Source organism: Pseudomonas sp. TH31 (assembly GCF_016650815.1).
Taxonomy (GTDB): Bacteria; Pseudomonadota; Gammaproteobacteria; order Pseudomonadales; family Pseudomonadaceae; genus Aquipseudomonas.
Genome location: NZ_JAEKEZ010000033.1, coordinates 467429 through 482734, shown reverse-complemented (window position 1 = coordinate 482734; position 15306 = coordinate 467429). Strand labels below are relative to the sequence as shown.

The 15306-nt window shown below is 60.7% G+C and carries 13 protein-coding genes and 1 pseudogene; 4 read left to right on the top strand and 10 right to left on the bottom strand.

Features of this window, described 5'->3' with window-relative positions:
- Positions 1-7: 7 nt before the first annotated feature.
- The 4 genes from JFV26_RS27925 to JFV26_RS27910 form a co-directional block, all read right to left on the bottom strand.
- Positions 8-769, bottom strand: coding sequence for an ABC transporter ATP-binding protein (locus JFV26_RS27925; RefSeq protein WP_201196844.1), 762 nt, complete (start codon positions 767-769; stop codon positions 8-10).
- 52 nt (positions 770-821) lie between these two features.
- Positions 822-1532, bottom strand: a complete 711-nt coding sequence (locus JFV26_RS27920; RefSeq protein WP_201196842.1) for an ABC transporter permease — start codon at positions 1530-1532, stop codon at positions 822-824.
- Positions 1529-2254: an ABC transporter permease subunit gene (locus JFV26_RS27915; protein WP_201196841.1), complete on the bottom strand. Its 726-nt coding sequence runs from the start codon at positions 2252-2254 to the stop codon at positions 1529-1531. The genes JFV26_RS27920 and JFV26_RS27915 overlap by 4 nt, the downstream gene beginning before the upstream one ends.
- Before the next feature lie 76 nt (positions 2255-2330).
- Positions 2331-3110, bottom strand: a complete 780-nt coding sequence (locus tag JFV26_RS27910) for a transporter substrate-binding domain-containing protein (protein ID WP_201196839.1) — start codon at positions 3108-3110, stop codon at positions 2331-2333.
- Between the two features lie 418 nt (positions 3111-3528).
- Here JFV26_RS27910 and JFV26_RS27905 point away from each other — a divergent pair, with 418 nt between their 5' ends.
- Positions 3529-4635, top strand: a complete 1107-nt coding sequence (locus tag JFV26_RS27905; RefSeq protein ID WP_201196837.1) for an enoyl-CoA hydratase/isomerase family protein — start codon at positions 3529-3531, stop codon at positions 4633-4635.
- Between the two features lie 3 nt (positions 4636-4638).
- A pseudogene (locus JFV26_RS27900) lies at positions 4639-5788 on the top strand (acyl-CoA dehydrogenase family protein).
- 117 nt (positions 5789-5905) lie between these two features.
- On the opposite strand, the gene JFV26_RS27895 reads toward JFV26_RS27900, so the two are convergent.
- The 6 genes from JFV26_RS27895 to JFV26_RS27870 form a co-directional block, all read right to left on the bottom strand.
- The gene (locus tag JFV26_RS27895) at positions 5906-6679 is read right to left on the bottom strand and encodes an enoyl-CoA hydratase (RefSeq protein ID WP_201196836.1); all 774 of its coding nucleotides are present in this window, start codon (positions 6677-6679) and stop codon (positions 5906-5908) included.
- Positions 6680-6820: 141 nt separating this feature from the next.
- The gene (locus JFV26_RS27890; protein ID WP_201196834.1) at positions 6821-7948 is read right to left on the bottom strand and encodes an acyl-CoA dehydrogenase; all 1128 of its coding nucleotides are present in this window, start codon (positions 7946-7948) and stop codon (positions 6821-6823) included.
- Positions 7949-8066: 118 nt separating this feature from the next.
- Positions 8067-9260, bottom strand: a complete 1194-nt coding sequence (locus JFV26_RS27885; protein ID WP_201196832.1) for an acetyl-CoA C-acyltransferase — start codon at positions 9258-9260, stop codon at positions 8067-8069.
- A 12-nt stretch (positions 9261-9272) separates the two neighbouring features.
- On the bottom strand, positions 9273-10034 hold the full coding sequence (locus tag JFV26_RS27880) for an SDR family NAD(P)-dependent oxidoreductase (RefSeq protein WP_201196830.1): 762 nt from the start codon (positions 10032-10034) through the stop codon (positions 9273-9275).
- A gap of 16 nt (positions 10035-10050) precedes the next feature.
- The gene (locus JFV26_RS27875) at positions 10051-11715 is read right to left on the bottom strand and encodes an AMP-binding protein (RefSeq protein ID WP_201196828.1); all 1665 of its coding nucleotides are present in this window, start codon (positions 11713-11715) and stop codon (positions 10051-10053) included.
- Positions 11716-11955: 240 nt separating this feature from the next.
- Positions 11956-12972 carry an AraC family transcriptional regulator gene (locus JFV26_RS27870; protein WP_201196826.1) on the bottom strand — a complete coding sequence of 339 codons (1017 nt, stop codon included), beginning with the start codon at positions 12970-12972 and terminating at the stop codon, positions 11956-11958.
- A gap of 272 nt (positions 12973-13244) precedes the next feature.
- Here JFV26_RS27870 and efeU point away from each other — a divergent pair, with 272 nt between their 5' ends.
- Positions 13245-14084, top strand: a complete 840-nt coding sequence (efeU, locus tag JFV26_RS27865) for an iron uptake transporter permease EfeU (protein ID WP_201196825.1) — start codon at positions 13245-13247, stop codon at positions 14082-14084.
- 8 nt (positions 14085-14092) lie between these two features.
- On the top strand, positions 14093-15292 hold the full coding sequence (gene efeO, locus JFV26_RS27860) for an iron uptake system protein EfeO (RefSeq protein WP_201196823.1): 1200 nt from the start codon (positions 14093-14095) through the stop codon (positions 15290-15292).
- Positions 15293-15306: the final 14 nt, after the last annotated feature.

Here is a 15306-nt window from a genome sequence, read left to right as displayed (position 1 = left end):
ACGTCTCTCACTTCAAACGGCCTGATAAAAATTGCTGCAAACGTTCACTGCCTGGCTGATCGAGGATAGTCGCATCACCCTGCTCCTCAACCCGCCCCTGGTGCAAGAACAACACTTGAGTGGACACCTGCCGGGCGAAGCCCATTTCGTGGGTCACCATCAACATGGTCCGGCCTTCTTCGGCCAGCGCCTGAATCACCTTCAGTACTTCCCCCACCAGTTCCGGGTCGAGGGCCGAGGTCGGCTCGTCGAACAACAGAATCTCCGGTTCCACCGCCAGGGCCCGGGCAATCGCCACCCGTTGTTGCTGACCACCCGAGAGAAACGCCGGGTATTGATCGGCGACCCGTTGCGGCAAACCGACCTTGTCCAGATAGGCACGAGCACTTTCTTCAGCCGCTTTGCGGCTAACCCCGAGCACCCGACACGGCGCCAGGATAATGTTTTCCAGCACAGTCAGGTGACTCCACAAATTGAAATGCTGGAACACCATCGCCAGCCGCGTGCGCAGGCGCTGCAACTGTGCCGGATTGGCGACGCGCATGCCACCGATGCCGGGGCGGGTGACGATGCGTTCGCCGTCCAGTTCGATGGCGCCTTCGTCCGCCCGTTCCAGAAAGTTGATGCAGCGCAGCATGGTGCTTTTGCCCGAGCCGCTGGCGCCAATCATGCTCACCACGTCCCCTGCCCGTGCGTTCAACGAGACGCCTTTGAGCACTTCATTGTCACCGAAGCGTTTAAACAGGTTTTCGACCGTCAGTTTGTTCATGCAAACCTCTCCTGCCACCGCGCCAGTTACGGCGCAGCGCTGGACAAATAAATTAGTGAGCGGGACCGAGGAAGTTCAGCCAGCGCTTTTCCGCCAGGCGAAATGCCCCGACCAGGCCGAACGACATCGCGAGGTACAGCAACCCGGCGATGCCGAATGCCTGAAAGGTCATGAAGGTCGCGGCATTTGCATCCCGGGCGACTTTGAGGATGTCCGGGATGGTCGCGGTGAACGCCACCGATGTAGCGTGCAACATCAGGATCACTTCGTTGCTGTAATACGGCAGCGCCCGACGCAACGCCGAGGGCAGGATCAGCCGCAGATACAAGCGCCAGCCACTCAAGCCATAGGCGTGGGCAGCCTCGATTTCACCGTAGGGAATGCTGCGGATCGCCCCGGCGAAAATTTCCACGGTGTAGGCGCAGGTGTTGAGGGTGAACGCCAGCAAGGTGCAATTCATCGCGTCGCGGAAAAACGCTTCGAGCAACGGTTGCGAACGCACCACCGCGATGCCATAGATCCCGCTGTAGCAAATCAGCAACTGGATATACAGCGGCGTGCCGCGAAACACGTAAGTGAACAGTTGAACCGGCCAGCGCAACAGGCCCCAGCGCGAGGTGCGCAGGATTGCCAGCGGCAACGACAGGAAGAACCCCATCACGATGCTCGCCACCAGCAACCACAAGGTCATGGTCAACCCGGTCAGGCTGTAGCCGTCGCTGAACAGAAAGGGTTTCCAGTATTCGGCAATCAACTCGATCATCGCGCCATCCCCCGCACGCCTTGGTTATAGTGGCGCTCCAGCACCCGCAGGACATAGTTCGAGGCGCTGCTGATCAGCAAGTACAGCGCCGCCGCCAGCAGCAGGAAATCGAGCATGTTAAAGGTGCTCTTGCCCGCCTCTTGGGCGACTTTGACCAGGTCCGACAGCCCGATGATCGACACCAGCGCCGTGGCCTTGAGCAGCACCAGCCAGTTGTTGCCCAGGCTCGGCAAGGCGAACCGCATCATTTGCGGGAACACCACAAAGCGGAAACGCTGCCAGCGGTTCAAACCGAAACACGCCGCAGCCTCCTGCTGGCCACGAGGCACGCTGAGGATTGCGCCGCGAAAGGTCTCGGTAAAATACGCGCCGTAGATAAAACCGAGGGTGACGATCCCGGCCACGAACGGATCGATTTCCATGTACGGCCAGCCCATCGCTTCGGTCAGGCTGCTGAGCCAGCCTTGCAGGCTGTAGAAAATCAACAGCATCAGCACCAGGTCCGGCACGCCACGGATCAGCGTCGTGTAAAACGTCGCCGGCAGGTTCAACAACTTGAGCGGCGACAGCTTGGCCGCCGCCCCGAGTAGCCCTAACGCCATGCTCACCAACAGCGACAGCGCCGATAATTTCAGGGTGACCCAGGTGCCGTGCAGCAACAATGGGCCATAGCCTTGCAGGGCCGAAACATCGAGCCCGATCAGATTCAGGAAGGAATTCACGCCAGTCACCTGTCTTGAGGCGCCCACGTTGAAGCGCTGCGCCGGTTACTTCGGCACAGCGCTCGGGGCGCGAGGATCAGTTGTTGTAGAGGTCCAGATCGCCGAAATGCTTCTGCTGGATCTGTGCGTAGATGCCCTTGTCGTGCAGGGCCTTGATGGCGGCATTGAGCATGCCTTTGAGTTCTTCGTTGTCCTTGCGGATGCCGATGGCGATGTCCGACGGCACCAACGGGTCGCTGATGCCTTCGCTGTTCTTGAAGTCAGCACCTTGAGGTGAAGTCAGAAAGCTCATTTGCGCTTGCATCTTGTCCTGGATCGACGCGTCGAGGCGCCCGAACACCAGGTCGGCGTAGACCTGATCCTGATTCTGGTAAGCGCGCAGTTTCACGCCGCCAGGTGCCAGTTTGGCCCGGGCGTAGGTTTCCTGGATGGTGCCCTGCATATAGCCGATGGTTTTTCCGCGCAGCGACTCGGCAGTCGGCAGCAAGCCGGAATCCTTGCGGGTGACAATGGCGGTCGGACCGGCGTACAAACGATCGGTGAAGTCGATCTGTTTCTTGCGCGCTTCGGTGACGGTCATCGACGATTCGATGGCGTCGAACTTGCCGGCCTTCAGCGCCGGGATCAGCCCGTCGAAGTCATTGCTGACCCAGACGCAGGTCAGCTTCAACTCGGCGCAGATCGCATTGCCCAGATCCACGCCAAAGCCTTGCACGCCGCCATCAGCGGTGGTCGATTCAAAGGGTGGGTAGCTTGGGTTGACGCCGAAACGCAGCTCTTTCCATTCTTTGGCGTTGGCGCCGGTGGTGCAGCACAGCAAAGCCAATGCCGGCAAGGTCAGCCATTTGATCTTCATCTTCTAGAGTCCCGGATTATTTGGAGTTATCGCGGCCAGGCCGCTTTTATGGGCAGGGACGCCAGAATGCCAATTGCCGGGGTGGGTCAGGTGTCGTAAGTCCTTGTTCAGACAGCTTAAGTGTGCTGAACGAGGGGCATTGGCAGCCGAATCGGTCGTGGGTGCCGAAGATCAAAGATCGCAGCCTTCGGCAGCTCCTACGGGATCAGCATTCGCCACATTATTACGTGCGAACACCTAACCTGTAGGAGCTGCCGAAGGCTGCGATCTTTTGATCTTGCCTTAAGGTAAAAATGCATACACAACCTGCAGTTATCCGGGTTGTACATCACAAATTTGCACTGATACGATCCAGCATTGCTCGCGCGCAACGCGCGCGAGCTTCTCTATAAAGAACAATAAAAGCAGGGAGTTATCGATGACTGCTCAGGTTTCATCTCCGCAGGCTCAAGCCAGGGACGCCACGGCAAACGAAGTGCTGGCCGAGGTTCGCAACCACATCGGTCACCTGACCCTCAATCGCCCCGCCGGCCTCAACGCCCTCACCCTGGACATGGTCCGCCGCCTGCAGAACCAGCTCGACGCCTGGGCCGAGGATTCACAGGTCAACGCGGTGGTGCTGCGCGGCGCTGGTGAGAAAGCTTTCTGTGCCGGTGGCGACATCCGCTCGCTGTACGACAGTTATAAAAACGGCGACACCCTGCACGCAGACTTCTTCGTCGAGGAATACGCCCTGGACCTCGCTATCCACAATTACTGCAAACCGGTCCTCGCCTTGATGGACGGCTTTGTTCTGGGCGGCGGCATGGGCCTGGTGCAAGGCGCGGATATGCGGGTGGTGACCGAGTGCAGTCGCCTGGCGATGCCGGAAGTGGCCATCGGTTACTTCCCGGACGTTGGCGGCAGCTACTTCCTGCCGCGGATTCCTGGCGAACTGGGGATATACCTCGGTGTCAGCGGCGTGCAGATCCGCGCCGCCGATGCGCTGTATTGCGGCTTGGCCGACTGGTACCTGGAAAGCGACAAACTTGGCACCCTGGACGAGCAACTCGATCACCTCCAATGGCACGAAACACCACTCAAGGACCTGCAAGGTGTGCTGGCCAAACTCGCCGCACAGCAACTGCCTGACGCGCCATTGATTGCGCTGCGCCCGGCCATCGACCACTTCTTCGCCCTGCCGGACGTGGCGAGTATGGTGGAACAACTGCGCGAAGTGACCGTCGCCGACAGCCACGAGTGGGCGAAAACCACCGCCGATCTGCTGGAAAGCCGTTCGCCGCTGGCCATGGGCGTGACCCTGGAAATGCTCCGTCGCGGTCGCCACTTGAGCCTTGAACAATGCTTTGCCCTGGAGCTGCACCTGGACCGCCAGTGGTTCGAGCGCGGCGACCTGATCGAAGGCGTGCGCGCCTTGCTGATCGACAAAGACAAGAACCCGCGCTGGAACCCGCCGACCCTGCAGGCGTTGCACGCCGAGCACGTCGAGAGTTTCTTCACAGGTTTTGAGCAGAGCGGGAGCTGAGCCATGCACGATATCGAATTGAGCGAAGAGCAAGTGATGATCCGCGACATGGCCCGGATTTTGCCCGTGGCGAAATCGCGCCCCACGCGCAAGCCTGGGAAAAGGCTGGCTGGATCGATGACGCTCTGGTGGCGAAGATGGGTGAACTGGGCCTGCTGGGCATGGTGGTGCCCGAGGAGTGGGGCGGCACCTATGTTGATTACGTCGCCTACGCCTTGGCCGTAGAAGAGATTTCGGCGGGCGACGGCGCTACTGGCGCGTTGATGAGCATCCACAACTCCGTGGGTTGCGGGCCGGTGCTCAATTACGGCACTGAAGAGCAGAAAAAACCTGGTTGCCGGACCTGGCCAGCGGTCAGGCCATCGGCTGCTTTTGCCTGACCGAACCGCAAGCCGGTTCCGAAGCCCACAACCTGCGCACCCGCGCCGAACTGCGGGATGGCCAGTGGGTGATCAATGGCGCCAAGCAATTCGTCAGCAACGGCAAGCGGGCGAAACTGGCGATTGTGTTTGCCGTGACCGATCCGGACCTGGGCAAGAAAGGCATCTCGGCGTTCCTGGTGCCGACCGATACCGCTGGTTTTATCGTTGATCGCACTGAACACAAAATGGGCATTCGCGCCTCCGATACCTGCGCGGTGACCCTGAGCAATTGCACGATCCCCGAAGCCAACCTGCTGGGTGATCGCGGCAAAGGCCTGGCCATCGCCCTCTCCAACCTCGAAGGCGGCCGCATCGGCATCGCCGCGCAAGCGTTGGGCATTGCGCGGGCGGCGTTTGAAGCGGCGCTGGCCTATTCCAGGGATCGGGTGCAGTTCGGCAAGCCGATCAATGAACACCAGAGCATTGCCAATATGCTGGCGGACATGCACACGCGGTTGAACGCCGCACGCTTGCTGATCCTGCATGCTGCGCGGTTGCGCAGTGCCGGCAAGCCGTGTCTGTCGGAGGCTTCACAGGCCAAATTGTTTGCGTCGGAAATGGCCGAGAAGGTCTGTTCTTCGGCGATGCAGATTCATGGCGGGTATGGGTATCTGGAGGATTACCCGGTGGAGCGTTACTACCGGGATGCACGGATTACCCAGATTTATGAAGGGTCGAGCGAGATACAGCGGATGGTGATTGCCCGCGAACTCAAGAATTACCTGATTTAAAAGCAAAGATCGCAGCCTTCGGCAGCTCCTACAAGGACCGCGTTCACCCCGATGAGCGGGATTGAACGCGAACCCGTAGGAGCTGCCGCAGGCTGCGATCTTTTGGTAGCAGACGAATTACTTGCCTTGGAACTCGGCCTCACGCTTGGCGATAAACGCCGCCATCCCTTCCTTCTGGTCCTGCGTCGCAAACGCCGCATGGAACACCCGACGTTCAAAGCGCACGCCTTCTGACAGGCTGACTTCAAACGCCCGGTTCACGCTTTCCTTGACCATCATCGCAATCGGCAACGACTTCCTGGCAATCAGCGCCGCGACTTTCAGCGCTTCTTCCAGCAACTCATCCGCCGGCACGATCCGCGCGACAATCCCGCAACGCTCCGCTTCCACCGCATCGATCAGGCGGCCGCTGAGGCACATTTCCATGGCCTTGGCCTTGCCCACGGCGCGGGTCAGGCGTTGGGTGCCGCCCATGCCCGGCAGCACGCCGAGGTTGATTTCCGGCTGGCCAAATTTCGCGTTATCGCCGGCCAGGATAAAGTCGCACATCAGCGCCAGTTCACAGCCACCGCCGAGGGCGAAGCCGTTGACCGCGGCGATGATCGGCTTGCGGCGGTTGGCCACGCGATCGCTGTCGCTGAACAGGTCGTCGAGGTAGATTTGCGGGTAGGTCAGCTCCGCCATTTCCTTGATGTCGGCACCGGCGGCGAAGGCTTTTTTCGAGCCGGTCAGCACGATGCAGCCGATGTTCGAATCTGCTTCCAGGCCATCGAGGGCGTGGTTCAGTTCACTGACGATCAGCGCGTTCAACGCGTTCAAGGCTTGCGGACGGTTGAGGGTAATCAGGCCTACACGACCATGGGTTTCCAGCAAAATCGTTTCGTAGCTCATAAATAACTCCTGTTTTGCATAAGGCTCGATCTCTGTGGAGCTGCCGAGTGAAACGAGGCTGCGATCTTTTGATCTTGTTTTTAAGATCAAGATCAAAAGATCGCAGCCTCGTTTCACTCGGCAGCTCCTACGGGGGTCCTCTCAAAGATTGCGCGAAATTACCATGCGCTGGATATCGCTGGTGCCTTCGTAGATCTGGCACACCCGCACGTCGCGGTAGATCCGCTCCAGCGGAAAGTCGTTCAGGTAACCGTAACCGCCCAGGGTTTGCAACGCGGCGGAGCAAACCTTCTCGGCCATTTCCGAGGCGAACAGCTTGGCCATCGAGGCTTCGACCAAGGCCGGTTTGCCGCTGTCACGCAACGCGGCAGCGTAATGCACCATCTGCCGGGCGACGGCGATTTGGGTCGCCATGTCCGCCAGGCGGAACGCGACAGCTTGATGTTCGATGATCGGTTTGCCGAAACTCTCGCGCTCGCGGGCGTAGTCACGGGCGGCTTCGAACGCGGCGCGGGCCATGCCCACCGATTGCGAGGCGATGCCGACACGGCCACCTTCAAGGTTGGCCAGGGCGATTCGGTAACCTTCGCCCTCCTCACCCAAGCGGTTGGCCACCGGGACCTTCACGTCGTCGAAGAGAATCTGGCAAGTATCGGAAGCGTGCTGGCCGAGTTTGTCCTCGACCCGCGCGACTTTGTAACCCGGCGAATCGGTGGGCACGATCAGTGCGGTGATCCCGCGTTTGCCGGCACTCGGGTCAGTGACGGCGAAGACAATCACCACCCCGGCGTTCTGCCCGGAGGTGATGAACTGTTTGCAGCCGTTGAGTACGTAGTGATCGCCTTCCAGCCGGGCGCGGGTTTTCAGGCCACTGGCGTCGGAGCCTGCTTGCGGTTCGGTCAACGCAAAGGCGCCGAGCATCGAGCCGCTGGCCAGTGGTTTTAGGAAGCGCTCCTTCTGATCGTCGGTGCCGTATTTGAGGATCGGCACGCAACCCACCGAGTTGTGCACGCTCATGATCGTCGAGCACGCGCCGTCGCCCGCAGCGATTTCTTCCAGGGCCATGGCGTACGCCAGGTAACCGGTGTCGCAACCGCCCCACTCTTCCGGCACCAGCATGCCGAAGAAGCCCAGCTCGGCCATTTCGCCGATGGCTTCTTTCGGGAAACGATGCTCGCGGTCCCATTCGGCGGCGAACGGTTTCAGCCGTTCCTGGGCGAATTGCCGGGCCGCTTCGCTGATCTGCAGTTGTTCGTCATTGGGAATCATGCTGAATCCTTAAAAATGAGCCTGAATGCACCCTGCTCTTGTAGGAGCATGGCTTGCCCGCGATGGCGCCCTTGAGATAGCCATCGCGGGCAAGCCATGCTCCTACAGGGGGGCAGCATCAATACAGGCATTCCACGGCCATGGCCGTGGCTTCACCGCCGCCAATGCAGATCGCTGCAACGCCGCGTGTCAGGCCTTTCTGGCGCAGGGCCGAGAGCAACGTCACGAGGATTCGCGCACCGGACGCACCAATCGGGTGGCCCAACGCGCAGGCGCCGCCGTGGACGTTGACCTTCTCGTGGGGGATTTCCAATTTGCTCATGGTCACCAGACTGACCACGGCGAACGCTTCGTTCACCTCGAACAACTCGACTTCGTCCAGGGACCAGCCGGTTTTCTTCATAAGCCTCTTGATCGCACCCACCGGTGCCACCGGGAAAAGGCCCGGCGTATCGGCAAACGCGGCGTGGCCGTGAATCACCGCCAATGGCTTGAGGCTGCGCTTCTGCGCTTCGGATCGACGCATCAACACCAATGCCGCCGCGCCGTCGGAGATTGAGCTGGAGTTGGCCGCCGTGACAGTGCCACCCTCGCGGAACGCCGGTTTCAGCGAGGCGATCTTGTCGAGTTTGGCTTTCGGTGGCTGTTCGTCATTGCTGATCAGCACCTGTTCTTTGCCGACGGTGACGGTCACCGGCACGATTTCAGCCTTGAAGTTGCCGTCCTTGATCGCTTGTTGGGCGCGAGTCGTCGAAGCGATCGCAAACGCATCCTGGGCTTCACGGGTGAAACCGTTGGCCTCGGCGCAATCTTCGGCGAAGGTCCCCATCAGGCGGCCCTTGTCGTAGGCATCTTCCAGGCCATCGAGGAACATGTGATCGAGCACCCGGCCGTGGCCCATGCGATAACCGCTGCGAGCACGGTCCAGCAGGTACGGCGCGCTGGACATGCTTTCCATGCCACCGCAGACCACCACGTCGGCGCTGCCGGCGACCAGCATGTCGTGGGCCAGAATGGTCGCTTCCATCCCCGAGCCGCACATCTTGTTCAGGGTGGTGCAGCGGGTCGATTTATCCAGGCCTGCGCCCAGTGCGGCCTGACGTGCCGGGGCCTGGCCTAAACCTGCGGACAGCACGCAGCCGAACAACACTTCTTCAACCGCATCAGGCGCCACACCGGCACGCTCGACGGCGGCTTTAATCGCGGCGGCGCCGAGTTGCGGTGCGGTCAGGCTTTTCAGTTCGCCCTGGAAGCCGCCCATCGGGGTGCGGACGGCGCTGACAATAACAATCGGATCGTTGGAAAGGCTCATGACAATTGCTCCTTACTTGGCGGCCATACGCAAGGCACCGTCGAGACGGATCACCTCGCCGTTGAGCATGCTGTTTTCAATGATATGCCTGACCAGCGCGGCATACTCGCCCGGCTTGCCCAGACGCGGCGGGAACGGTACGCCAGCAGCCAGGGACGCGCGGACCTCCGGGGTCATGCCGGCCATCATCGGGGTTTCGAAGATGCCCGGGGCGATGGTCATCACGCGGATGCCGAAGCGCGCCAGTTCACGGGCAGCGGGCAAGGTCAGGCTGACAATCGCGCCTTTGGACGCGGCATATGCCGCCTGGCCAATCTGCCCGTCGTAGGCCGCCGCCGACGCGGTGTTGATGATCACGCCGCGCTCGCCATCGACGTCCGCTTCCGTTTCAGCAATGGCCGCAGCGGCCAGGCGCAGCATGTTGAAGCTGCCGATCAGGTTGACGTTGATCACCTGGCTGAAACTGGCCAAGGCGTGCGGGCCGGTCTTGCCGAGGATCTTCTCGCCACGGACGATGCCGGCGCAGTTCACCAGACCATGCAGGCCGCCAAAGGCTTTCACTGTCGCGGCGACGGCGGCTTCGGCAGCGGCTTCGTTGCTGATGTCCGCCACGACGCTGTGTGCGCCGAGACGTACAGCCTGAGCCGCGACGGCCTCGGCGTTCATGTCCACCAGCATCACCTTGGCACCGGCGGCCACCAGCATTTCAGCGGTGGCGGCACCGAGGCCCGACGCACCGCCGGTGACGAGAAAAACCTTGTTTTCGATCTGCATCATTGTGTCCTTCGATTCAAGCAGAAGCTTTGTGAGCCGCGGCCTCTTGTGCCTTGGCGATTTCCTGGTTGCGCAAGATAAAGCGCTGCAATTTGCCGCTTGGGGTTTTCGGCAATTCACTGACAAATTCTATTTCACGGGGGTACGTGTGCGCGGCCAGGCGCTTGCGCACGTGTTGGCGCAGTTCTTCGGCCAGTTCCGGCGTGGCGCGGTATTGCTCGCCAATTACCACGAAGGCTTTCACCAGTTCGGTGCGCTCCGGGTCGGGCTTGCCGACCACCGCCGCTTCGATCACAGCCGGGTGTTCGATCAACGCACTTTCCACGTCGAACGGGCCTACGCGGTAGCCGGAAGTGGTGATTACGTCGTCGCTACGGCCGACGAAGCTGATGCTGCCGTCCGGGTTCCACTCGACGGTGTCGCCGCTCAGGTAATAGTTGCCGACAAAGGCTTTGGTCGGCGCGCCTTCATAGCCGTTGAACCAGCACATCGGCGACTGGGTGCGGTCGATGGCCAGAATGCCCGGCTGGCCGACGCTCAGTTCGTTGTAGCCATCGTCGAGCACCACAATCCGATGGCCCGGCGAGGCAAAACCGGCGGCGCCCATGTGGATCGGATGCTCCAGGCCGTGGTGGTTGCACAGGACCATGCCGAGCTCGGTCTGGCCGTAGTGGTCGTGGATAACCACGTCGAGGTTGTCGGCGAACCAGCGGATTACTTCCGGGTTCAGCGGCTCGCCAGCGCTGCTGACGATGCGCAGCTTGCCTTTGATCGAGCGAGCGAATTCGTTGCCACCGGCTATCAGCAGGCGGTAAGCGGTCGGCGAGCCGGTCAGGTTGGTGATGTTGTATTTGTTGATCACCCGGCAGGTGCTTTCGAGGGTGAACGGACCATCGTAGAAGGTGATCGGGTGCCCCATCGACATCGGCCCGGTCACGCCGAAGTAGATGCCGTAGGCCCAGCCCGGATCGGCAACGTTCCAGAATGCATCTTCCGGGCGCAAATCCACGGCGTCGCGGGTGTAACTCTGGAAGGCGACGATGGCTTTAAGCGGAACCGACAGTGCTTTCGACGGGCCGGTCGTGCCCGAGGTGAACATCAGCAGGAACGGGTCTTCACCGCTCAGCAGTACCGGTTCACACACGGAAGAATAATTGGCCTGTTCGGCCCAGAAGCTGTAGTCGCCACGGACGATCCCCTGCCCTTTGGCGCCGCCAACGGTGACGATGGTTGGGCAATCGGCGACTTCAGCGAGTTTCGAACGATTGACCGCGTCAGTCACGACCACTTTGGCATCGGAGCTGTTCAAGCGGTGTTCGATGGCTTTCGGGCCGAATGCGGTAAACAGCGGCTGATAGACCGCGCCGATGCGCCAGGTGGCGAACACGGTGATCAGCAATTCAATGTTGCGTGGCAGCAGGCCGGCAACCTTGTCGCCCTTCTGCACGCCCTGGGCCAGGAGAAAATTGGCGAAACGCGCAGCCTTGTCCTGCAAATCGCTGAAGGTGAATGTCGCGCTTGCGCCGTCGCGACCCTCCCAGAACAGCGCGATGCGACCTGGCAACGCGTGACGGTCGCAACATTCGACGCAGGCGTTAAGCGCGGTCAAATCGCCGGCGAGTGCGGCCTCCACGGTGTGCAGATAATCGAACTGCGATGTAGCAGACAAGTAATCGCGCATTGCCAGAATCCCTCTGTATTTTTATTAGGTTGGGGGAACCGTAATTAACACAGGAATACTCACTCTGCGCGGTGAGTGGGGCAATGGTCAAAGCTATCAAGTTGCGTGACTGGTTTGGCCAAGATCGATATCTACGGGCTTCATGTAGGAGCTGCCGAAGGCTGCGATCTCTTGATCTTGACCTTAAAACAAGATCAAGAGATCGCAGCCTTCGGCAGCTCCTACGGGGGACGAACTCCGTTAGTTCGCCTCGTTAAGAATCAAACACCGGTAATGCCCCGGATTGGTCCCCGACCACTTGCGAAACGCCTTATAGAACGAACTCGTATCGGCAAACCCCAGTCGCGCCGCAATCTCGGCAAAGCTGATCGAAGGTTCGGCCAGCCAAACGATGGCCAACTCCTTGCGCACGCTGTCCTTCAGCCCCTGCCAGGTCTGCCCTTCTTCAGCCAGACGCCGCCTCAGGGTCGAGGCCGACATGCACAGTTGCTGGGCCAAAGCCTCGGTTTCCGGCCATTGCTCGGCGGGCAGTTGCCGCAGGTCGTGTTTGATCCGGCTGGCCAGGCTTTCCGGGGCGCGGTATTTGACCAGGATATTGGCCGGAGCATGGGCCAGGAACCGTTTAAGTTCTTCCGGGCTGCGCTTGATCGGCAAGTCCAGGTAATCAGCGGCGAAAATCATCCGCGTGCGCGGGCGGTCGAAGCGCAGGTTCTCGGAAAACATCACCTGATAGTCATCGCAAAAATCCGGCGCCGGACAGCGCAGTTCGATGGCCAGAATCGGAATCCTGCGCCCCGCCAGCCAACAGGCGACGCCATGGACAATCATCCAGTAGGTGAAATAGGCAAAGGCCCGGCACGGGTCCTGCTCATCTTCCAGCAAGACGATTTCGGCCAGGCTTTGCTGGCGCACCAGTTGCGCTGGCAGGTGTTCGAGCATCAGCGACAGAAAGCTCAGGCCCGAGGTCAGGCCGGCAGCCAGATTCGGCTGGACCATGGCGCAGCGGCAGAGAAATTCCAGGCTGCCGGATTTGAGCTGGCGTGGGTCCATGCCGAAAAACTCATCGTCTCCGCGCCGGGCCAGCAGACGCCACAACCGTGCATACGCGGTGGCCGGGACTCGGGCGTCGGGCGAGTTCAACAGCGCCGGATCGATGCCGACCTTGTGCAACACCTCTTCGGTGACCGCGCCTGGAGCACAGCTTTGCAACAATGCTTCGCGCACCAGTTGAATGGCGATGGTGTCTTTTTCCGACATTGAGCGGGGTGAGCCTTGTTCTATTTGTGTCGCGGCATATTAGCGCACGGTGCATCAATTCCGTAGGAGCAAGGCTTGCCCGCGATTGAGGCGATGCGGTCCTGCTGTCGGACCGCGTCATCGTTCATCGCGGGCAAGCCTTGCTCCTACAACACGAGGTGATCTTTTGAGCCGTTCAGCTTAGGTTCAGATAAAAGTCAATCAGACTTGTTTGAGAATGAGTGTCATTATGTTACAAATTAGCATCCTCTCTAACAACACCACGGTGCTGAATGCTTGTTCCCTTTCTGATCATGCTGCGCGAAGGCATTGAAGCCGCGCTGATCGTTGGCATCATCGCCAGCTACCTCAAGCAAACCGGCCGCGGCCAGTGGATGCCTGCCGTGTGGATCGGCGTGTTCCTCGCCGCTGCGCTGGCCTTGCTGGTCGGTGGTGGCCTGGAACTCATGAGCGCCGAATTCCCGCAGAAACAACAGGAACTGTTCGAAGGCATCGTCGGTTTGGTGGCTGTCGGCATCCTCAGTTCGATGGTGTTCTGGATGCGCAAAGTCGCGCGTTCGATCAAGCATTCCCTGCACGTCTCTCTCGATCACGCCTTGGCCGGCTCCAGGCACCAGGTCACCGCGCTGATCGCCATGGTGTTTTTCGCCGTGGCCCGGGAAGGTCTGGAAACGGTGTTCTTCCTGCTCGCGGTGTTCCAGCAGAGTGAAGGGCCGGCCGCACCGATCGGCGCCCTGCTCGGCCTGATCCTGGCGATCATCGTTGGTTTCCTGATCTACACCGGCAGCATGCGCCTGAACCTCGGCGCGTTTTTCCGCTGGACCGGCTTGTTCATTCTGGTGGTCGCCGCCGGCATCCTCTCCAACTCGGTGCAAGCGCTGCATGAAGCGGGCGTCTGGAATCACCTGCAAACCGTGCTCTTCGACTTCAGCGCCACGCTGCCGATGGACGGCTCGCTGGGCTCGGTGCTGGCCGGCATGTTCGGTTACCAGGACGCGCCGACCGTCAGCTCCCTCGGGGCGTATCTGATTTATCTGGTGGTGGCGCTGGTGATGTTCTTCCTCCCGGCTGCCGCGCCCGCCAAGCAATCATCTTCCGTTTCCAGCCAGTAAGGGCTTTCATGTCAACGCCTACTCCTCCCGTGGCTTCCCCTCCCCGCGCGTTGCGCTGGGCGGTGGCCGGTTCGGTGATCGTGATGATCGCCGCCGGTGGCCTGTTCTACTACGCCTCGAAAATGGCCGCCGCCAAGCGCCAGACCAACCATGACGAAGTGGTGGTGAACATTCACCCTAAAAGTTGCGAACCGAATGCGCTGACGGTCCCGGCCGGCCGCAGCAGTTTCCGCATCGTCAACCGCTCGGACCGTGCCGTGGAATGGGAAATCCTCGACGGTGTGCTGGTGCTCGAAGAACGGGAAAACATTGCGCCCGGCCTGAGCCAGGTGATTAATGCCAACCTGGCGCCCGGCGACTACGCGATCACCTGCGGCTTATTGAGTAACCCGCGCGGCATCTTGCACGTGACCCCGACTGCCGCCTCCGATGCCGCCGCCAGGGCGCGCCCATCGATGCTCGCGTTTATTGGTCCGCTGTCGGAATTCCGTGTGTACCTGAACAGCCAGAGCAGCGCGCTGATCAAAGCCGTGACGGCCCTTGAGCAAGCCATCGAAGCCGGCGATCTGAGCCAGGCCCAGGCTCTTTATGTGCCGGCCCGCGCCGCTTACCAACGGATCGCCCCGGCCGCCCAGCGCCTGGCGGAGCTGGACAATCCGGTCAACGCCCGCGCCGATTACTTCGAAAAGCGCGAACGGGATCCGGCCTTCGTCGGCTTCCACCGCCTCGAATACGCGCTGTTCCAGCAACGCAAACTCGACGCCCTGGCGCCGGTGGCCGTGCAATTGATCATCGACATCACCACGCTCAAACAGCAATTGCTCGTCCAGTCGCTGCCGCCGGAGCAATTGGTGAGCATTGTGGTGCGCAACCTCAACAGCATCGCCGAAGTGCGCGCCAGCAGCGGTGAAGAAGAACGTTACAGCCATACCGACCTCAACGGTTTTGCCGCCAACCTCGATGTTGCACGCAAAGTCGTCGACCTGCTGCGGCCATTGCTGGCCAAGTCCGCCGCCGACTTACTGCCGAAAATCGACGCCGCCCTCACCGCTTTCGACGTCGAACTCGACGGCTTCAAGGTCAAGGTTGGCTACGCCAGCTACGACACGGTCAGCGCCGAGCAGCGCAAACAGATTGCTGACAAGGCCAAGGCTCTGGCCGATGTACTCGATGGAATCGATCCCGCCCTTGGCCTTTCCGGCCTGTAAGAAGACGCCTTTTA